At 69.6% G+C, this 19,824-nt stretch carries 14 protein-coding genes; 7 read left to right on the top strand and 7 right to left on the bottom strand.

Features of this window, described 5'->3' with window-relative positions:
- The 3 genes from rpe to BSZ36_RS03485 all read left to right on the top strand — a co-directional run.
- On the top strand, window positions 1-563 hold a 563-nt coding region (rpe, locus tag BSZ36_RS03475), incomplete at its 5' end, for a ribulose-phosphate 3-epimerase (protein WP_094546052.1).
- Window positions 560-916 (top strand): DUF4260 family protein, encoded by a 357-nt coding sequence (locus BSZ36_RS03480; RefSeq protein ID WP_094546054.1) that lies wholly within the window; start codon window positions 560-562, stop codon window positions 914-916. The genes rpe and BSZ36_RS03480, both read left to right, overlap by 4 nt.
- A gap of 52 nt (window positions 917-968) precedes the next feature.
- On the top strand, window positions 969-1,916 hold the full coding sequence (locus BSZ36_RS03485; protein ID WP_094546056.1) for a hypothetical protein: 948 nt from the start codon (window positions 969-971) through the stop codon (window positions 1,914-1,916).
- Window positions 1,917-1,933: 17 nt separating this feature from the next.
- On the opposite strand, the gene rtcR is transcribed toward BSZ36_RS03485, so the two are convergent.
- Entirely contained in the window at window positions 1,934-3,526 is a 1,593-nt protein-coding gene (rtcR, locus tag BSZ36_RS03490) for an RNA repair transcriptional activator RtcR (protein WP_094546058.1), read from the bottom strand.
- A gap of 507 nt (window positions 3,527-4,033) precedes the next feature.
- Here rtcR and BSZ36_RS03495 point away from each other — a divergent pair.
- The 4 genes from BSZ36_RS03495 (at window position 4,034) to rtcA (ending at window position 10,934) form a co-directional block, all read left to right on the top strand.
- The gene (locus BSZ36_RS03495; RefSeq protein WP_094546060.1) at window positions 4,034-5,686 is read left to right on the top strand and encodes a TROVE domain-containing protein; all 1,653 of its coding nucleotides are present in this window, start codon (window positions 4,034-4,036) and stop codon (window positions 5,684-5,686) included.
- Between the two features lie 1,513 nt (window positions 5,687-7,199).
- Window positions 7,200-8,681, top strand: a complete 1,482-nt coding sequence (locus tag BSZ36_RS03500) for an RtcB family protein (protein WP_094546062.1) — start codon at window positions 7,200-7,202, stop codon at window positions 8,679-8,681.
- A gap of 205 nt (window positions 8,682-8,886) precedes the next feature.
- Window positions 8,887-9,462: a transposase gene (locus tag BSZ36_RS03505; RefSeq protein WP_094546064.1), complete on the top strand. Its 576-nt coding sequence runs from the start codon at window positions 8,887-8,889 to the stop codon at window positions 9,460-9,462.
- A gap of 416 nt (window positions 9,463-9,878) precedes the next feature.
- Window positions 9,879-10,934 carry an RNA 3'-terminal phosphate cyclase gene (gene rtcA, locus BSZ36_RS03510; RefSeq protein WP_094546066.1) on the top strand — a complete coding sequence of 352 codons (1,056 nt, stop codon included), beginning with the start codon at window positions 9,879-9,881 and terminating at the stop codon, window positions 10,932-10,934.
- A gap of 150 nt (window positions 10,935-11,084) precedes the next feature.
- Here rtcA and BSZ36_RS03515 read toward each other — a convergent pair whose 3' ends face one another.
- The 6 genes from BSZ36_RS03515 to BSZ36_RS03540 all read right to left on the bottom strand — a co-directional run bounded on the left by BSZ36_RS03515 (window position 11,085) and on the right by BSZ36_RS03540 (window position 19,759).
- The gene (locus tag BSZ36_RS03515; RefSeq protein ID WP_094546068.1) at window positions 11,085-12,830 is read right to left on the bottom strand and encodes a hypothetical protein; all 1,746 of its coding nucleotides are present in this window, start codon (window positions 12,828-12,830) and stop codon (window positions 11,085-11,087) included.
- An 86-nt stretch (window positions 12,831-12,916) separates the two neighbouring features.
- Window positions 12,917-14,092, bottom strand: a complete 1,176-nt coding sequence (locus tag BSZ36_RS03520; RefSeq protein WP_094546070.1) for a phosphoglycerate kinase — start codon at window positions 14,090-14,092, stop codon at window positions 12,917-12,919.
- 149 nt (window positions 14,093-14,241) lie between these two features.
- Window positions 14,242-15,243: a type I glyceraldehyde-3-phosphate dehydrogenase gene (gene gap / locus BSZ36_RS03525; protein WP_094546072.1), complete on the bottom strand. Its 1,002-nt coding sequence runs from the start codon at window positions 15,241-15,243 to the stop codon at window positions 14,242-14,244.
- A gap of 161 nt (window positions 15,244-15,404) precedes the next feature.
- Complete coding sequence (locus BSZ36_RS03530; protein WP_179270998.1) at window positions 15,405-16,058, bottom strand: response regulator transcription factor; 654 nt, start codon at window positions 16,056-16,058, stop codon at window positions 15,405-15,407.
- A gap of 136 nt (window positions 16,059-16,194) precedes the next feature.
- Complete coding sequence (locus tag BSZ36_RS03535) at window positions 16,195-16,680, bottom strand: hypothetical protein (protein ID WP_094546076.1); 486 nt, start codon at window positions 16,678-16,680, stop codon at window positions 16,195-16,197.
- Window positions 16,681-16,738: 58 nt separating this feature from the next.
- Window positions 16,739-19,759: a sensor histidine kinase gene (locus BSZ36_RS03540; protein WP_094546078.1), complete on the bottom strand. Its 3,021-nt coding sequence runs from the start codon at window positions 19,757-19,759 to the stop codon at window positions 16,739-16,741.
- Between the last annotated feature and the right edge of the window lie 65 nt (window positions 19,760-19,824).

The following is a 19,824-nucleotide window of genomic DNA, read 5'->3' on the forward strand; positions in this document are numbered from 1 at the left end:
TGGACGGCCACTTCGTGCCCAACATCTCGTTCGGCGCGCCCGTCATGCGCGGCCTCGGGCCTCTGGCCGGGGAGGCCGAGGTGCCGATGGACGTGCACCTCATGATCGAGAACCCGGACCGGTACCTGGAGGACTTCGCCGAGGCGGGCGCGGCCGTCATCACGGTCCACCAGGAGGCGTGCCCGCACCTGCACCGCACGGTCCAGGCGATCAAGGCGCTGGGCTGCAAGGCGGGCGTGGCGCTCAACCCGGCCACGCCGCTCGTGACGCTGGAAGACATCGCGGCAGACCTCGACCTCGTGCTCATCATGTCGGTCAACCCGGGCTTTGGCGGCCAGTCGTTCATTCCGGCCGCGACCGACAAAGTGCGGCGCTGCCGACAGATGCTCTCCGGCCTCCGCAGCCGCGCGCTGATCGAAGTCGACGGCGGCGTGACGCCCGCCAACGCGCCCGAGTTGATCCGCGCGGGCGCCGACGTGCTCGTCGCAGGCAGCGCGGTCTTCCGCGGCGACGTCGCCGCGAACGTGGCGGCCTTCCGCCAGAGGCCGGCCACCCTCGCATGAGCACGGCCGCCTGGCTCCGCCTCGAAAACGCCGCCATCGCGATCCTCGCGGGCGTGCTCTTCGGGGCCTCTGGCGAGAGCCTGTGGTGGGCCGCGCTCTGGCTCACGCCGGACCTCGCGATGGTGGGCTACCTCGCGGGCTCGAAGGTGGGGAGCCAGATCTACAACGCCGCGCACAGCTACGCCGCGCCGGTCGCCCTCGGCGCGGGCGGCCTGCTGCTGGGGGCGCCTCTGGCCGCTTCGCTGGCACTTCTGTGGGCCAACCACATCGGCGTGGACCGCGCGCTGGGCTACGGCCTCAAGCACGCGACGGACTTCAAAGACACGCACCTCGGCCGGATCGGGAGAGGGTGACCGGAGACGAACGCGTTTCCCGTTACTTGAGGCGTCCCCTCTGCCTCTCCACATGACCGTCCGCACGCTCGCCCTCCTCGTCCTCGCGTCTCTCGCGGCCTGCTCGGCTCCGAGCGACGCCCCCACGGAGCAGCAGTCCTCGCGTCAGAGGCCCGTGGCCCCTCTCCCGCCAGAGGCCTCTGGCGACGTGGCGCGCGAAGCCGGCCTCACGCCGCTGCAGGGCGACGCGCTCCGCGACCTGGGCGTGCCCATCCTGCTTCCGCGGATGGGCGCCGAGTGGACCGCAGGGGAGATGGAGACCGAGACCGAGTATGGAACCAGCTACGAGATCCTCTGGCGTCGCGACGACGGGGCGTGCCTCTACCTCTTCGGCTCAAACGATGGGCTGGGAGGACCGGAGTACCCCATCGTCTCGGCCGAGGTGACCCTGAGCGCCCTGCCCAGATCGCCGCGCTACCGCGTGTACCGCGCCGCCGACGACCCCGGCGCGACGAGCGCCGAAAACTGGGGCCCGGGCACCGTCGTCTCGGACTACGTGGAAGCGGGCGACATGTCCGTCTGGCTCATCAGCAGCGCCCAGGACGGCTGCCGGCCTCTGGCGCTGGAAGAGGGCGCCTCGGTCCTCGCGAGCCTCCGCCCCCTGGACCCCGGCACGCTGGAAGAGGACAGCGCCTTCGGCTCGTTCGAGGAGGCTGACGACGTGCTCGTGGACTTCCTGACGGACGTTCCCGTGAGCGCCGCGCCAGAGGCCGACGTGGAGGCGTTCCTCTCTGGCTGGGAGGCCTCCGAGGTCTTCGTCGAAACGCTCGGCGATACGGCCTCTGGCACGACCGTTCTCGCCACGCTTCTGGGCTACGCCGACGACTCCGTGGAGGGTGAGCGGCTGCTGCTCACGTTCGTGCCCGTCTCCGGCGGCTGGGAGCTTCAGAGCGCCCGGCGGCAGGTGCGCTGCTACGCGGGCCGCGGCCACACCACGTGGAGCCCCGAGCCCTGCCTGTAGCCTCTGGCGCCAGAGGCCTACGCCTGCACGTCGGCCCACGCGAGGCCGAACTTGGCGAGGTACTTCCGCAGACGGTCGCTGTCGTTCGTGCTTGCGCGCCTCTGGCGCGACTGTGCGAACAGCGTGCGTCCGGCGTCGGAGAGCGTGCGGGACTGGCGGCAGACGCGGATCACGTCGGCGAGCTGGACGCGGTCGAAGCGGTCGAGCGCGGCGACGGCCTCGGCGTCCATGACCTCCGCCAGAAGCGCGTCGCCTTCCAGGCGGTCTGCGCCGCGCCAGTGGCGCCTGAGCCGCGCGATCTCGCCGTCCACTTCCGTATCGGTGATCCGTCCGCCAGAGGCCAGCGTGGCCATGCGGGTCACGGCGGCGTTGAGGTCGCGGAAGTTAGCCGTCCACGGCGCGTCCGGGCTCTCGGCGAAGCGGAGAAACCGGCCGCGGGCCTCGGTGGAGAAGCGCACCTGTCGACCGTGGGCGCGGGCGAAGTCGGCGAGCTCGAAGTCGAGGTTGGGCGCGAGGTCCTCGCGGCGGTCCGCGAGTCCGGGAAGCTCGAACGTCCACAGGTTGATCCGCGCGAGGAGATCGTCGCGGAAGGAGCCGTCGGCCACTCCGTCGTGCAGGTCCTTGTTGGTCCCCGCGATGAGTTGGAAGTCGCTCTTGCGCTCGCGGTCGGCGCCGACGGGCAGGAACGCCTTTTCCTCCAGCGCACGCAACAGCATCGCCTGTTCGTCCAGACCGAGTTCGCCGATCTCGTCCAGAAACAGGATCCCGCCATCGGCCTCGCGCAAGAGGCCGCCGCGCTCTTTGACGGCGCCGGTGAACGCGCCCTTGACGTGGCCGAAGAGCGCGCTCGCGGCCGTATCGCCCCGCAGCGTCGCGCAGTTGACCTCCACGAAGTCGCCCGCGATCTGGGTGCGGGCGCGCTTGAGCTCGAAGATCTTCCGCGCGAGCCGGCTCTTGCCCGCGCCCGTCGGGCCGTTGAGCAGGATGGGCGACTTGGAGCCGATCGCGACTCGCTCGATCTCGTCGATCAGCGCGTTGAACGCCTCGTTACGCGTCTCGATGCCGCTCTTGAGGTACGAGCGCGTGTCGGCCTGATGCTGCGCCTCTCGCGCCGCGATCCGGTCGTAGCGCGAGAGGTCGAGGTCGATCAGCCGGACCGTCCCCGCCGGGTCCCCGCGCTGATAGTCGGGAGAGGTTTGCACGATGCGCGCCGGGAAGTACCGCGCCTCCGTCAGCAGGAAAAAGCAGATCTGCGCGACGTGCGTGCCCGTCGTGAGGTGCACGAGGTAGTCCTCAGCCTCCACGTCGAAGGAGAAGCCTCTGGCGATGTCGTAGAGCGTGGCATAGACCTCCTCGAAGTCCCACGCGTCCTCCATTTCGAAGCTGTGGAGCCGCACCTCGGTCTCAGGCGAGACGAGCGCGATGTCTTCGACCACCTGCTCGGCCAGCGCCGTATACCGCGGCTGGTGAAGCAGCTCGTAGCGGTCGATGATGAGGTCCGGCTGCTGGCAGAGCGCGACGCTGGGACGCCATTTTTCCCAGCGCCGCGCGTCGCGCGAGGCCCGGTCCAGGGTGGCGCCGAGAAGGCCGAAAGCGACGGTGGGTTTCATGGCAGGGGAGGGGCCAGTGGGAAGCCGCCAGTGGCAGAGGATGGGCTACAGGCCTCTGGCGCCAGAGGCCGAACGGCTATGAATCGGCGCCAGAGACACCCGTAGGGACACACCGCTGGTGTGTCCGGGCACGTCCGCGCATGGCGCCAGAGGCGAACGCGGACGGTGGGGCACCCAATGGTCACGCGGCCCGACCGCCAGAGGCCATCGACGCGAGCCGGGAGGGACCGCGAGCGAGGTGCCCGCCCGAGGCCGCCTGGGAGAGGACACACCAGCGGTGTGTCCCTACGGCGGGACCGAAGGCGAACACAGCTTTCAGAGCGACGCGCTAGAATGATAAGGCCGGATAAATATAAATCGCTTCTGGATTGCGCTGAAGATGTGGCCTCTGGCGAAACCACCGAAATCATCGCGCCAGAGGCGATTGGGCGCCAGAGGCCAGGGCTGGCACGGTGTTGTCAAGACCTCTGGCGTCCCCGTAGCCCACACCAACACACGGGGGACGCCATGAACACCACGCTCTTCCGCACCCTCCGGGGCCGTTTCACTCCTGCCGCCGACGCCCTCAACGAGGCGCGCGCTCCGGCCTACGCCCTCAGCCCCAAGCAGGCGCTGGCGCAGATGGCCGCGACCGGCACGCTGAACGCCACCTTCTACGCCTCCGCCGAGACGCAGCTCGACACCATCCTGGCGCTCGCCGCCCAGGTGGAGCCCGAGTTCGTCGCGCAGACCGCGATTGTGGCGCGAGAGGAGGGCTACATGAAGGACGTGCCCGCGCTGCTCGCTGCCCACCTGGCGACCCGCGACGTGGCGATTCTGGAGCGGGTCTTCCCCCGCGTGATCGACAACGGCCGGATGCTCCGCAACTTCGTGCAGATCGTCCGCTCGGGAGCCGTAGGGCGGAAGTCGCTGGGTTCTGCTCCGCGTCGGATGGTCCGCGATTGGCTCGCTTCGCGCTCGGATGAGTCGCTGTTCCGTGCCTCGGTCGGCAACCAGCCGTCGCTGGCGGACATCGTCAAGATGGTCCACCCGCGGCCGGCGACCGAGACGCGGCGCGCGCTCTACGCCTACCTCATCGGCCGCGAACACGACGCTTCGGCGCTGCCCGACCTCGTGCAGGCGTACGAGGCCTTCAAGGCCGATCCTCTGGCGCAGCCCGTCCCCGACGTGCCGTTCCAGATGATCGCGTCGCTGGGCTTCGAGACGCCAGAGGCTGAGCGGGCCGTCTGGGCCGAGATCACGCGGACCGCGCCGTGGCACGCCACGCGGATGAACCTCAACGCCTTCGCGCGGCACGGCGCCTTCGACGTGCCCGGCGTGGCCGAGACGGTCGCCGCACGGCTCTCCGACCCGGAGGCGATCCGGCGGGCGCGGGTCTTCCCGTACCAGCTGTTCGTCGCCTGGGCGCAGACCGGCGGTGGCGTGGCACAGCACTCCGGCTTCGGCCAGTTCTTCCGCCGCATCTCTGGCACCCCGCCAGAGGCCTCTGGCGGGAAGGGGACGGTGCCCGCCATCGTGCGCGACGCGCTGCAGGACGCGATGGAAATCGCGATCGGCAACGTGCCCGAGATCCGCGGCAACGTCGTCGTCTGCCCCGATGTCTCGGGCTCCATGCAGAGCCCGGCCACGGGATACCGGCGCGGCTCCACCTCGGCCGTGCGGTGCGTGGACGTGGCGGCGCTCGTTGCGGCCTCGGTCGTGCGGAAGAACCCGCGCGCCCGCGTCCTGCCCTTCGAGCACCGCGTCGTAGACGTGGCGCTGAACGCGCGGGATTCGGTCGTTACCAACGCCCAGCGGCTCGCCGCCGTCGGCGGTGGCGGGACGGACTGCTCCGCGCCTCTGGCGCAGCTCGTCCGCGAAAAGGCCGACGTCGACCTCGTGTTCTTTGTCTCCGACAACGAGTCCTGGGTGGACGCGGGCAACCCGCGCTCCGGCACGGCCACGATGAAAGCGTGGAACCAGATTAAGGCCCGCAACCCGGGCGCGAAGCTGGTCTGCCTCGACATCCAGCCGTACCGCACCGTCCAGGCGCAGCCGCGGGAGGACATCCTCCACGTCGGCGGCTTCTCGGACCGCGTCTTCGAAGTCGTGGCTGCCTTCGCCTCTGGCGAGAGCGGCGCCGACCACTGGGTCGGTCGGATCGCGCGCACGCCGATCTGACCCGTCGGGCTCCCTCCTCGTGGTGGAGGAGGGAGCCGCCGCGACGGCCCGAACGCCACCACGTTTGAATCCTGCTGATCGCGCCAGAGGCGGCGGAATGCCGCCGGGACTACACGCCTGACACGCGTCGCCCCAATGGGTGATCGGTCCCGGCCCCTCTCGTCCACTGCCTCTGGCGGAATGGCCCGCGCCTCTGGCGCCAGAGGCCACCCCATCACGGCATCCTGTGATGCGGACACACCCGCGGTGCGTCCCTACGGGTGCCCTTCCTCAAACCCTCCCACTATGATTTGACCCCGACACCTCTGGCGGAATGCTGTGGAGGCTACATCGCTGTTAACGATGGCCCGCATGGGCTATGTCTCCGCGTCCCTCGTCCGCCAGAGGCCACTCCCGGCCGTGAATGCCGGCGCGACTACATCGGACCGTTGCAGCGGAAGCTGTGCGGTAGGTCGCGCCACGCCTCGTCACGGCTTCCTTCTCGCGGTGAATGCCGACGCTGACTACATGGTAAAGGCGCCTCTGGCGCCGACGGGTTCGAGTCCCGGCCCTTCGGGGACGTCGCGTCATTCTCGTCACCGCGTCTGTTTCCGCCAGCGGCGAATGCTGGACAGACTATATGGCTAGAGCGCCCCGCGAGAGCGGGGAGGTCGCGGGTTCGAGCCCCGCCCGCCTTCGGGCGAGTAGCTCAGAACGACACGTCTGTCCCTTCCTCGTCGCCGCTGCTTGTTGTGAGTGCGTCGTCTGGCGAATGCCGACGGGACTACATGCCTACGGAGCCGAAGGTCGCGGGTTCGAATCCCGTCATCCCGACTTACCGGGATGTAGCTCAGCTGGATAGAGCGTCGGTCTAAGGGTCCCGTTATCCCCTCGTCGCCTCTGGCGGCACACTCTACTGTTTCCACCTTCGCGGCGAATGCCGACGAGACTACATCTGACACAGGAGGCCGCGGGTTCAAATCCCGCCCGTCCCCGGACGGTAGCTCAGCCCGGCAGAGCACCTGCTTGTCTCGTCACCTCCTCGTCGCCGCGATCCTTTGCACGCCTGCAGGCGAATGCCTGCGAGACTCCCTCGCCCGTGCCGGTTCGAGTCCGGCCGCCCCGACTTACCGGGGCGTGGCGGAACTGGTAGACGCAGCGGGGTTCGCCCCGCGGGGTCGGTCTCGCTCGTTCTCGTCGCCTCTGGCGGCGTGCGCCCTCGCCTCGCCAGAGGCCTGTTCTTTCCTCCGCCACAGGGCGAATGCCCGTGGGACTACACGGTCGCGGGTTCGAATCCCGCCGTGCCCGGTCCGCCGGGCGCGTAGCTCAGTCCGGTAGAGCATGAATCGTCCCGCACCTCTCTCGTCGCCTCTGACGGCGCGAAATCTCGCCTCGGGCGTCACGATGCAAATCGTAGGGGCACACCGCTGGTGTGTCCTCCCGCCAGAGCGCCAGCAGCCCGGCTGCGGACACACCAGCGGTGTGTCCCTACGGGTGCCCGTTTCCTGTTTCGATTCCCAATCACACCCCTCCCATGTCCACCATCATCCCAACCGGCGACGCCACCGCGATCCTGCCCGCGCGGGATACGTCGCTCACCCCCATCACCGTCATCGGCAACGAGGCCATCCGCGAGACCTTCGACGAAGGCTGCATCCGGCAGGCGCTCAACGCCCGCGAGGCCCCTGGCGTCTCGGGCGTCGTGCTCAACCCGGACGCGCACCTCGGCTACGGCGCGCCCGTTGGCTGCGCGATGTCGTCTCCGACGCACATCTACCCCGGCCCCGTCGGCGTCGACATCAAGTGCTCGATGAGCCTGCTCCAATTGGACCTCCCGGCCGACGCCGTGGACGACAAGCGGACGCGTCGCGCGCTCATCGAGGCGATTGAGGCACGCACCCCGACCGGTGCGGGTCGCAACCAGCGGTCCGTCCCCAAGGGCCGCGCAATCCCGCACGACGTGGCGTGGAAGGCCGTGACTGAAGGCGCCTCTGGCGACGTGCTGACCGCGATGGGCGTGCCCACGCACTGGGCCGAGCGCTGCGAAGACTCGTTCCACGTCGGACACGATGGGACGGCCGACGCGCTGCGCCAGCGGCTGACCGAACTCACCGAGACGGGCCAGTTCCGCAACGTGCCCAACAAGCTCTCGCAGCTCGGGACGTACGGCGGCGGTAACCACTTCGGCGAGTGCGAAGTCGTGGAAACGCAGGACGCCCCTACGGCTGAGCGATTCGGCCTGATCGATGGCGGCGTGGCCTACCTGACCCACTGCGGATCGCGCGGCTTCGGCTTCAACCTGGCCCAGATGGGCTTCGAGATGCTGGAGAAGCACTTCGAGAAGTGGAATCTGGAGTACCCCGCCGGCGACAAGCAGTTGGCCTACGCGCCCCTCGGGACGCCAGAGGCCGACGCCTACCTCGACATGATGGCGCTCGGCGCCAACTTCGCGACGGTCAACCACATGCTCATCAACGCGCTCATCCTGGAGGCTTTCCAGGAGGTCATCCCCGGTACGTCGGGCGACCTCGTGTACTTCATCTCGCACAACATCGCGCGAGAGGAAATCACGCCGACGGGCCGCCAGTGGGTGCACCGTAAGGGTGCCACGCGCGCTTTCCCGGCGGGCCACCCCGGCCTGGAAGGCACGCCCTTCGCCGACATCGGCCACCCGATCCTGCTCCCCGGCAATCCCCAGGCCGGGAGCGCGGTGATGGTGGCCGAGCCCGGCGCGGAGAAAAGTCAGTACTCCGTCAACCACGGCGCGGGGCGCCGGATGGGCCGCCGCCACGCCAAGCGGACGCTCGATCAGCGCACCGTGGACGCGTCGTTCAACGATGCGGACATCCTCACGAACTGCCGTCAGTACCCGATCGACGAGGCGCCCGCGGCCTACAAGGACTTCGACGAGGTCCTGGCGTCGGTCGAGACGGCGGGCCTCGCGCGGTCGGTCGCCCGGCTGAAGGCGCGGTTCGTGATCAAAGACGCCGACAAGCAGTACGGCGGCGCGGCGTGATGCCGGGCCTCTGGCGCCGCCGCGGGCGCCAGAGGCTTCCGGTGATGCGCAACCCTTATTCGTAGGGACACACCGCTGGTGTGTCCTTCATGACACCGCGATGGCTCGTGGACACACCAGCGGTGTGTCCCTACGCGGAGATGCGAATCGGTAGGCCGCCAGAGGCTCCGTGTTAGAACGCCACCCACCCGTTGTCTATCGGGCCATGCCGTTCGACCCCGACCGACATCACCGCCGTTCGGTTCGCCTGCGTGACCTCTCGTACGCGGAGCCGGGCCTGTACTTCGTGACGATCTGTACGCACGGGCGCCAGAGGCTTTTCGGAGACGTCGGCGCGGGCGAGATGGTGCTGTCGGATCTCGGGCGTATCGCGCACGACGAATGGCTTAGGACGCCAGAGGTCCGGCCGTACGTGGTGCTGGATGCGTTCGTGGTGATGCCGGATCACGTGCACCTGTTGTTTGGGATTCTGCCGCATGAGGGAAATGCCGAGGCGCCGCCGCCGCCGCCCGCGGATGGGGCGGGACATACCAGCGGCGTGTCTCCACGTCGGTTTGGGAACGCTGTGCCTCATTCCGTGCCGTCCATCATGCGGATGTACAAATCCGTCGTGACGAAACGCATTCGCGCTCTCGATCCGACGGTGCGCTTATGGCAGGCGCGATACCACGACCGCATCGTCCGCACCGATCGAGAGGCCGACGCCCTGCGCCGGTACATCCATGAGAACCCCATGCGCTGGGCCGCTGGCGAGGACCGTGCCGACGGGCATCGCGCCTGACCGCCTCTGGCGCAGCGGGATGACATGGCCCATCATCCCGCGCGTCAACCCTCCCGTAGGGACACACCGCTGGTGTGTCCTGTCACGTCCGAACACCGAAGCCGCCGGCGTCTGTCACGCCCGAACGCCAGAGGCCTCTGGCGCCAACGCGCCCGACCGCGCTATCCTATCGCCCACACCGTCACCCGCACATCCGTGCCGACCACTCGCCTCTATCGACTTCTGAGAACGCCCGTTGCCCCGCAACGGTCGCACGACCTCGTGCGACTGAGTGCGAACGGGCTGTTCGACCTGACACGTCGCGTGACGAAGACCTGAGTGGGCCTTCGGTCGCGCGGCCTCCCGCGTGATCCGCCTGCCAGCGCCCCGGCGGCTCACGATGAGCTTCCGGGGCGCTGTTGTATTCCCCCGGCCCCATGACCACGTCCGAAAGCCCGCCCCAGCACGTCATCGACGGCGCGCAGGGCGAAGGCGGAGGCCAGATCCTCCGCACCTCCATCGGCCTCTCGCTCGTCACCGGCGACGCGATCCAGATCGACCACATCCGCGCCGGTCGCCAGCGGCCCGGCCTCTTGCGCCAGCACTTGACGGCCGTCCTCGCGGCGTGTGAGATCTCGGGCGCCGAGGCCTCTGGCGCGACGCTCGGGTCGGACTCGCTCACGTTCCGTCCGGGCGCGGTCCAGCCCGGCACGTACCGGTTTGCCGTCGGCACGGCCGGGAGCGCGACGCTCGTGCTCCAGACGGTCCTGCCCGCGCTCCTCGTCGCCAGAGGCCCGTCGCAGGTCACGGTGGAGGGCGGCACGCACAACCCGTCTGCGCCGACGTTCGACTTCCTCTCGCGCTCCTTCCTGCCGCTCATCGAGCGGATGGGGCCGCGCGTGAGCGCGCGTCTGGAGCGCTACGGGTTCTACCCCGCGGGTGGAGGCCGCATCGTCGTGGACATCGAGCCCGCGGAGCGACTCGCGCCGCTGGACCTGACCGAGCGCGGCGACGTGCACGGCATAGAGGTCCGTGCCCTCGTGGCGAACCTGCCGGGCAAGATCGGCCAGCGCGAGCTCAAGACGGTCGCCAAGGCTCTCGGCGGCCCCGAGGACGCCTACACGATGCGCCAGATCAAGGACTCCGCCGGCCCGGGCAACGTCCTCTTCGCCGAGGTCCAGACCGCTGCGCTCACGACCGTCGTGACCGAGTTCGGCATGAAGGGCCGTCCGGCGCAGCGCGTGGCCTCTGGCGTGGCGAAAGCCGTGCAGGCGTACCTCGCGAGCGATGCGCCCGTGGGACCGTACCTCGCGGATCAGGTGCTCGTGCCTCTGGCGCTCGCCGCGAGGGAGGGCGCCGGGAGCAGCGTCTTCCGCGCGACGGAGTGGACGCGCCACGCACAGACAAACGCCGAGGTCATCGAGCGCCACCTCGGCGTGACGATCCGCGCGCTGCCCGAGCCCTCGGGCGCGGTCCGCGTCCTCGTGGGCTGAAGGCATGGCCTCTGGCGGGACCCGATCTCGCCAGAGGCCCCAATATCCCCGTAGGGACACACCGCTGGTGTGTCCACCACGGCACCGCAATGGTCCGGTGGACACACCAGCGGTGTGTCCCTACAAGACGCCCGCCTCTGGCGCCAGAGGCTACTCGCCCAGTTCCGCGTAGCGCACGAGGCGGTACCCCGGCGACGGCGCCGCCTTCAGCGCCGCTGCCACACGTCCGTGCAGATTTTCGTCCCACGTCGTGTAGCGCTCCACAAACGCCTCGGCGCGGTCGGGGTCGCCGGCCGACTGCACGGCGAGGACCTCGCGCAAGAGGCCCGCCACCACGTCGTGGTACCGGTCGTAGTCGATGGCGATGCGGCCGCTGGCGGGGTCGAAGGCGAGGAGGTCGTTCTCCATGAAGTAGTTCCACTGCATGAGCTGCATCGTCTGGTACGCCTGCTCACGGCGCGGCTGGGCGGACTGGAGCACGCGCAGCACGCCAGAGGCGTAGACCGAGCGCAGGGCCTCTGGCGTGTAGTAGCCGCTTTCTCCGAGTTGGCGCGCGACGAAGAGCGAGACGAGGTCGGACTTCATCTCCTCCAGGAGGTCGGCGGAGCGCTGGAGCGCCGGGCCCAGGTTGCGGCCGTCATCGGTCTTGTCCACGCCGAGGTAGTGGCCGACCTCGTGCCAGAGCGTGCGCTGGAAGTTGCCGGGGAGGGTGAGGTCGTCGCAGTGCTCGGGCATCACGCCCGCGCAGAAGCGCGCTTTGGCGCCCGCGAACAGCTGAGGATCGGTGAGGACGTTGTAGCGCAGGAGGATCGTGCGGCCGTACTTGCGCGCGTGGTCGGCCTCGTTGGGCAGGATGGTGGCGGTGTTGGTCCCGCGCGCCTGCCCGAAGTCCGCGATCACGTTGTAGACGCTGACCGGGATCTGGGACCTCACGCCCTTGTGCCGGTCGTACGGCAGGCTGTTCTCCAGCGCTTGAATGTCGGTCAGCGCTGCGGCCAGCTCTTCGCTCCGCTCGGCATCGCGCGCCAGAAGCGAGAGGCCGTAGAACGCCTTCACGCCGAACAGCGCGTCGTCGTACGTCTCGTAGCTGCCGACCTGCACGTTGAGGTTGTTGAACTGGCCCGTCACCCACGCCGCGTCGCCGCCCTCGTAGTTGCCTGTCAGCAGGTCGTTGGCGCGAAGCCGGAGGTACGCCGCGAAGTCGCTGTCCTCGTCCGCGATGGCGCTCGCTGCTGCCAGAAGCCTCTGGCGCACGAGCATCAGGCGGTTGGAATACGCGACAGCGTACGGAACCGCATAGAGCGAGTTGGGCTCGTGGCCCTCGGAAAGCTCCGTGAGGTGGAAAAACGCCTCGGGATGGAAAAGCGCGAGGCCCGGCACGTCGCGGAACGCCTTCAGGTCCGCCGCGATGGCCTCTGGCGTGGCGCGGTGGACAGCGGTGCGCAGTCCGAGGATGTCGTCCCGACGCTCGGGGTGCTCGGCGAGAAAGGCCTCCACTTCTTCCACGGTCACGCCCTCGGGGTACATCGCGCGCTCGGGCATCGGAGGCCTGGCGCCTCCAGCGAACGCCACGCTCCGGTTGTCGCTCGTCGTGCCGACCGGCCCCTTAAAGAGGCGGTACAGGAGCGCCTCTGGCGAGTCCGGGACGAGCGCGGCGCGGACCGCGGCGGCGTCCGGGTGGACCTGCTCTTCGTAGAGGTCCTGAAGGATCTGTCCCGCTGCGAGGAGGTGCTCGACGGCCTTCTGCTTGCCTTCGCTCAGGCCCGAAAGGTCGGGCTCGAAACGGATCGTGAGGAGGTCGCCGGTAACGGCCTCCGTATCGGCGTCGGTCCAGGCCTGCGCGAAGGCGGGCGCGGCGAGAAAGAGGAGCGCGAAGAGAGGGGAGAGGCGGAGCATCGAGCGGATCGGGGGCAGAACGAACAAAGTAGAGCCGGCCTCTGGCGCCAGAGGCCGGCTCGCTGTCTCCCAAACGCCAGAGGCGCCTACCCCAGTGCGGCGACGCCCGGAAGCGTCTGGCCTTCCAGCAGCTCCAGCATCGCGCCGCCGCCCGTGGAGACGTGGCTCACGGCGTCGCCCAGGCCGGACTCGTTGATGGCCGCGACGGAATCGCCGCCGCCGACGATGGTCATGGCGCCAGAGGCCTCGGTCGCGTCCGCCAGCGCCTGCGCGACGGCGCGGGTGCCGCTGGCGAAGGCGTCCATCTCGAAGACGCCCATCGGCCCGTTCCAGATGACGGTACTCGCGTTGGAGATCACGTCTTTGTACTGCGCGGTGGTCGCGGGGCCGATGTCCAGGCCCATCCAGCCGTCCGGGATCGTCTCCACGGTCTGCGTCTCGGCGTCGGCGGAGAAGGAGTCCGCAACGATGTGATCGCTGGGCAGCACGATGGTGTCGCGGAACTGGTCGTAGAGGCGGAACGCCTCGTCGGTCTTGTCCTCTTCGACAAGTGAGGAGCCGGTCTCGTGGCCCAGCGCGCGGAGAAACGTGTACGCCATCGCGCCGCCGATGAGCAGGCGGTCCACTTTGGGCGCGAGCGCCTGGATGACGCCGATCTTGTCCGAGACCTTCGCGCCGCCGAGGATGGCGACGAACGGCCGGTCGGGGTCTTCAAGCGCGCCGTGGAGGAACGTCAACTCGCGCTCCAGCAGTTTGCCCGCCGCGCTCGGCAAGAGCGCCGCCACGCCAGCGGTGGACGCGTGCGCGCGGTGGACCGAGCCGAAGGCGTCCGAGACGAAAACGTCGCCCAGCCGCGCCAAGCCTCTGGCGGTCTCGTCGTCGTTGGACGTCTCGCCGGGCAGAAAGCGCGTGTTCTCCAGCAGCACGACGCCTCTGGCGCCAGAGGCTGCGACATCGGCCACGCACGCCTCGGCGTCGTCTCCGATGGTGGTCTCACAGAACGTGACCGTCACGTCGAGAAGCGTGCCGAGGTGATCGGCAACGGGCCGCAGGCTGAACTCGGGGTCGGGCGCGCCCTTCGGGCGGCCGAGGTGGCTCATCAGGATGGGCGTACCGCCGCCGTCGAGGATCGCGCGGATCGTGGGCAGCGCGCCCTGGATGCGGGTGTCGTCCGTGATGGCCGCGTTCTCCATGGGGACGTTGAAGTCCACGCGCGTGAGCACGCGCTGGCCGGAAAGGTCGAGGTCGGAAAGAGTGTGCATGGGAACGGGGTGTGAGAGAGGGGTCTCGGCAACGTGGGCCTCTGGCGGCTGCTACCGTGACGCGCAAACAGAAAGATGGGGACGAAGGAGAAGGAAGCCTCTGGCGCGCTGTGCGCCGTGGCAGTCCCTAATCCCTCGTCCCCAGTCCCTTAGCCGGCGATCTTCTTCGCGAGGTCGACGGTGCGGTTCGAGTAGCCCCACTCGTTGTCGTACCAGCCGACGACCTTGACCATCGTGCCGTCCGTCATCGTGCTGGGCGCGTCGAAGATGCACGAGTGCGCGTTGTGGATGATGTCGACGGAGACCAGCGGTGCGGTGCTGTACTCCAGGATGCCCTTCATGGCGCCAGAGGCGGCCTTCTGGAAGGCCTCGTTGACCTCTTCCACGGTGACCTCCTTTTTAAGGATGGCCGTGAAGTCCGTGAGCGAGCCGTCCGGGGTGGGGACGCGGACGGCGAAGCCGTCGAGCTTGCCCTTGAGCTCCGGGAGCACGAGGCCGACGGCCTTGGCGGCGCCGGTCGTGGTCGGGATCATGGAGAGCGCGGCGGCGCGGGCCCGGCGGAGGTCCTTGTGCGGCGCGTCCTGGATGTTCTGATCCGACGTGTAGGCGTGGATCGTGGTCATGAAGCCCTTCTCGATGCCAAAGGCGTCGTCGAGGACCTTCGCCATCGGCGCGAGGCAGTTCGTCGTGCAGCTCGCGTTGCTCACGATCTCCTCGTCGCCGGTGAGCACGTCGTCGTTGACGCCGAGCACGACGGTCGCGTCGACCTCGCCAGAGGCGGGGGCGGAGATCACGACCTTTTTGGCGCCGCCCTGGAGGTGGAGCGCGGCCTTCTCGCGCGTGCGGAACACGCCGGTGGACTCGATGACGACGTCGGTGTCGAGGTCGCCCCAGGGGAGCTGCGCGGGGTCGCGCTCGGAGAACACCTTGAAGCGGTCGCCGTCCACGATGAGGTCGCCGCCTTCTGCTTTGACCTCGCCCGGGTAGATGCCGTGGACGGAATCGTACTTGAAGAGGTGCGCCAGCGTCTCGGCGTCGGTGAGGTCGTTGACGGCGACGATGTCGAAGTCCGTGTCGCCGCGCTCGAGGATGGAGCGGAAGACGAGGCGGCCGATACGGCCGAAGCCGTTGATTCCGATCTTGATAGCCATGCGAGAAATGGGGTCGGTGTGCAGAGGAAGGGTGAGCTTACCGGCGCGCGTTCTCGCTGTTCGGTGAAAAACGAGATGGGGCGGCGCTGGAACCGCTTTTCCCTGCGGCCGCCAGAGGCCTCTGGCGGGGTCACGGCCGGCCGACCATTACGGCGCGGCAGCTACGGTGCCTCTGGCGTGACGAGCCCGTGCTCCCACATCCACGCCACCACCTGCGGCCGCGTCGGGATCTCCAGCTTCTCGTAGACCGCGTTGACGTGCTTCTTGACCGTACTCATGCTGATAAAGAGCGCGTCGGCGATCTCCGGGTTGGTGCGGCCCCGCGCCATCAGCAGCGCCACCTCCTGCTCGCGCGCGCTCAGCGGCTCCAGGAGCGACGGCTCCGGCGTCTGGCGCCAGCGGCCCTTGAGCACGAGTTGCGCGATGCGCCCGCTCAGCCACCCCGTTTCGCCGCCCACCACGCCGCGGATGGCGCGGAGGATCTCCGCCAGCGGCTCCTCTTTGGTGAGGTAGCCTGCAGCGCCGCGCTCCAGCACGCCGAAGATGTAGTCCTCGTCCTGGTACGCGCTCAGGATGAGCACGCCAACGCCCGAGCCCTGGAGCGCGTCGGCGACGTCCATGCCGGTCATGTGCGGCATCTCGAGATCCAGCACGAGCACGTCGGGGCGCTCGCGGCGAGCCAGCTCCAGCGCCTCACGGCCGTCCGAGGCCGTCGCGACGACGTCGATGTCGGGCTGCTCGGTGAGGTACGCGACGAGGCCGGAGAGGAACGCCGGGTGGTCGTCGGCGAGGGCGACGCGGATGGGGGCGGACATGGGGAGTCGCCAGAGGCCTCTGGCGGGTGGGGCACGCTCAGGGTAGCACGCGCGAGGCATGCAGAGGTGGGACCGCGGGCCCGTTCTCGCCAGAGGCGGCTCCGGCGAGAACGGCGGTAGAAACCCAGAACCCGCGTTAGCCCGCTGCCACGATGCCGACCACGCGGTACTCCCCGTCGACCTCCCCGATGTTCAAGCGGAGAAGGCTTTCGAGCTGCTCGCCGTCGACGTTGTCGACGAAGTTGAAGTCCAGCGCGTGAGAGCCCGCGCCTCCGGCCTCGTTCTCGCTGATGTCGGTGACGTCCTTCTCCATCAGGAGCGAAAACGCGTCGCCGCCCTTGAGAAGGGACGAGGCGTAGTACTCGTCGTAGAGCGCCTGGTCCTCCGCGTTGAGCGCGAACAGCTGCCCGAGGGCTGCCGCGTCGCCAGAGGAGCCGGCGGCTTGCATGTCGCGCAAGAAAGCGCCCAGGTCTGCCTCTGGCGCGGGCTCTGGAGAGGCCTCGGCAGCGGGAGGCGCAGTCTCGGCCGGCATCACTGGCGGGGCGGCGTCTTCGGGCGGCGTCTGAGGTGCGTCGGCGCACGCGACGAGCGCGCAGAGTGAGAAAAGGGCGAGGTAGCGCATGGGGTGTAAGGCCTGAGTGGGGAAGAGCACCGGCGGTTTGCCGGTGCCGTGATGGATGTTAGGTGTCAGCGTCCACATGCGTAGCCTCTGGCGCGAGCAGCGCCGGAACCCACGCTTCGAGAAGCGTGCCGTCTCCGGGAGCGGACCGGACGTGGAACGTGCCGCCGGCGGCCTCGGCACGCTCTTGCGCGCCGACGAGCCCGAAATGCTCCTGCCGCGCGAGGTCCACCATGCGCTCCGGCACCGCAAAACCGCGGCCGTCGTCCTGCACGGAGAGGCGGATACCGCCCATGTGCGCACCGAGCGTGACGCGGACGCTAGAGGCCTCGGCGTGGCGCCCCACGTTCTCGATGGCCTCTTGCGCGATGCGGAAAAGCGCGAGCCGCCCGGCGTCGGTTGGGCGCCAGCGGCCCGTGGTGTCGCGGACGGTGACGGTGAGGGCAGGGTGCCGCTCTTCGGCGTGCCGCATCACAGTGCGGAGAGCGGGGCCGAGCCCGAGGTGCTCGGCGAGGGTGGGGCGGAGTTCGACGAGCATCCGGCGCAGCGATCGGGCCACGTCTGAGACGCGCTCGCGGACCGGGGCCACGCCACTCGTCCCGACGGTTTCGCCCAGACGGTCGAGGTCGTGACCCACGCGGTAGAGGTTCTGCACCGGCCCGTCGTGGAGGTCGCGGGCGAGGCGGAGCCTCTCGCGCTCGCGGGCATCCGCCAGGCGGCGCCGCACCTCGGTGGCCTCGGCGTCCGCCCGCGCTTCCTCGGCGGAGCGCCGGCGCGAGAGCGTAAAGCCGGCGGCGAGAAACGTGCCCAGCGCGAGCGTGACCGTGAGGAACCGGAACGCGAAGGTCTGCCAGAACGCGGGCACGATCTCCACGAACAGCACGGCCGGCTCTCCAAAGGGTGTGTCCGCCGCCGCGCCCACGACCTCGAAGCGGTAGCGCCCTGGGGGGACGCCGGTAAAGGTCGCCCGCGGCGCCGAGCCGTCGGTGGCCTGCCACGCGTCATCCAGGCCGAGAAGGCGGTAGCGGTAGCGGTTCTTGCTCGGCGCGCGGAAGTCCAGCGCGGCGAAGCGGACGCCGAACGCGCGCTGGTCGTGCCGGAGCACGAGCGTGTCGCCCGCCAGAGGCGTTCCGGGGTCCAGGCGCCCGGCGCGCTCGAACCCGCTGATGGCGACCTCTGGCGCGCTGCGCTCGCGCACGGCCTCTGGCGAGACGAGGGTGAGCCCGCCCGGCCCGCCGAACGCGAGGCGCCCGTCCGAAAGCCGCAGGGCCGACATGAGGTTGAACGCGTCTCCTTGGAGCCCGTCGGCGGAGGTGAATGTGACGATCTCGCGCGTGAGCGGGTGGAGCCGCGCCAGGCCCGCCGACGTGCCGGTCCAGAGCAGCCCGTACTCGTCTGCCAGGAGGCTTGCCACGGCATCGGTCGGGAGCCCCGCGGCCATCCCCACGCACTCGGACGCGCCAGAGGCCCGGTCGTAGCGGACAAGGCCGCTGCCGTGGGACGAAAGCCAGAGCGCGCCGGGGTCCAGGGGCGTCTCGGTAATGCTCCAAACGTTGAAGGCTCTCCGCCCGTTCTGGCACAGCGTGCGGATCTGCTCGACGCGGTCCGTCGCGGGGTTGTAGCGCGAGATGCCCGCGTCGGTGCCTGCCCAGATAGAGCCGTCGGCGGAGACGTAGGTGATGTTGGAGGGGCTCTCGGCGGGAAAGGCCTCGACTTTTTCGGCCGTGCCGTCGGCCTCACGCCTCCAGATGCCGAAGCTGGTGGTGATCCACACGCGGCCGTCCAGGTCTTCTGTTAGCCCTCGGACTCCCCCGTTGAGCGACCCGTTGGGGAGCCTGCGCAAGCGCGTGCCGTCCAGCCGGTGAGGCCCCCCGCGCTTGGAGCCGATCAGGGTCTCGCCAGAGGCCGTGACGAGGACCTGCCAGAACGCGGCGCCGAAGCGCGTCGGGGAGTCCGGCTCCGGGAGGCGGGCGGGGACCCGCTCCACGCGGCCCGTCGCGAGGTCCAGCCGGTTGAGCCCGTTGTTGGTCGTGACCCACAGCGTGCCCTCGTGCTCGGCCATGCCGTTGACGCGGTCGTCGCTTAGGGTGGCGGCGTCGTCGGCGGCGTGGCGGTAGGTGACGAACGGACTGGAGGGCTCGCGCGTGACGTACAGCCCGTTCGCGGTCCCCACCCAGATGCTGCCCTGGCGGTCCCGCACGAGCGCGCGGATGTCGTGCCCTCCTAGGCCACCGCGCCGCGCCGGGTCCGGCTGAATCCACCCCCGCGTCCCGTCGGCCCTCACGATGGCGAGGCCGAACTCGGTGCCCAGCCAGAGCTCGTCGGTGCGGGAGCGGAGCCCGGAGCTGAACGGCTCCCCGGCAGGCGGGACCGTCCAGGTGTAGCCGGACGAGAGCCACGTGAGCGTGACGCCAAGTGAATCCGAAAGGAGCGGCTCCCCGTTGATGCTGGCGAGCTCGGACCGCTCGTTGACGGGCCGGCACCGGGTGCGTCCTGCGGCGATGCGGCAGACCGTTCTCCCAGCCTTCCCGCTCACGTTCACCCACGTCGCCCCGTGCTCCGAGGCGAGCGCATGGACGCGAAGGCGAGAGCGCCCCAGAAGTGGGATCGGCTCGCGGAAGGTGGAATCCCGCTCCGGGTCGTAGCGCCAGAGGCCGCGGGTGCTCGTCCCGATCCACACGTGGTCCCGGTCGTCGGCGACGAGAGCCGTGATGTTGGAGCGCTGCGGGAGCCCGGGAGGGGAGTGGAAGCGGCCCGTCCGCCGGTCCAGCCGCGCGGCCCCCTGCGCCGTCCCGACCCACACCTCGCCAGAGGCCGTGATCGCCAGCGCCCCTATTGGCGAGGAGGGGAGGGTGCCCGGCACGCCCGGGCGGTGGCGGAAAACGCGCGCGCTGTGCCCGTCGTAGCGGTTCAGCCCGTCCTCGGTCGCGATCCAGAGGTAGCCGGACGGCCCCAGCGCGAGGTCCGTGATGGCTTCCGAGGAGAGGCCGTCGCGGACGCCGAAGCGTTCGAACGTCTGGCCTCTGGCGGGAGAGGCGGTGCAGGCCGCGAGGAGGAGCGTGGCGAGAACGCGTCGGAGCATGGGGCCAAACCTAGGGACGCCCCGAAGAGCGGCCGGGCTCCCACCACGAAGTCCCAGGCCGCCCC

Origin of the sequence: Rubricoccus marinus, from assembly GCF_002257665.1 — a bacterium.
In the GTDB taxonomy this organism is placed as follows: Bacteria; Bacteroidota; Rhodothermia; order Rhodothermales; family Rubricoccaceae; genus Rubricoccus; species Rubricoccus marinus.